The organism is Falsihalocynthiibacter sp. S25ZX9 (assembly GCF_041205405.1).
GTDB classification, from domain to species: Bacteria; Pseudomonadota; Alphaproteobacteria; order Rhodobacterales; family Rhodobacteraceae; genus Falsihalocynthiibacter; species Falsihalocynthiibacter arcticus.
In genome coordinates this window covers 1-284 of sequence record NZ_JBGFCD010000320.1, presented here as the reverse complement: position 1 = coordinate 284, position 284 = coordinate 1, and the positions used below count along the sequence as shown (strand labels likewise).

Genomic DNA, 284 nt, shown 5'->3' with positions numbered 1-284 from the left:
CTCACCGGAGCGAAACCGAAACGACGCGGGACGTGTAACGCGGAAGGAAAAAAGGCTATCCGTCCACTGTGTTACTGCAGTAACGGTCTGCGCATTGGGGAGCGCTTTTACGTGTTTAACGGGGGTATCAGTCACGGTTACCTGTTCATTCATATCTGTATCGCAAAGCGGCGCTTTGCCCTCTGTGTCTGGTCTATAATGGATTTTGTGCGGCGTTTCTAGGCGCGTAGCCGCTACTGATAGTCATGGTCTTGCCATTTCACGCGAAACGCCCACTCCTCGGC

Annotated in this window: 1 pseudogene; it reads right to left on the bottom strand. The window is 53.5% G+C overall.

Annotation, left to right across the window (positions count from 1 at the left end):
- A pseudogene (locus tag AB9F29_RS22410) lies at positions 1-153 on the bottom strand (ferredoxin--NADP reductase); the annotation flags it as partial.
- Positions 154-284 lie beyond the last annotated feature (131 nt).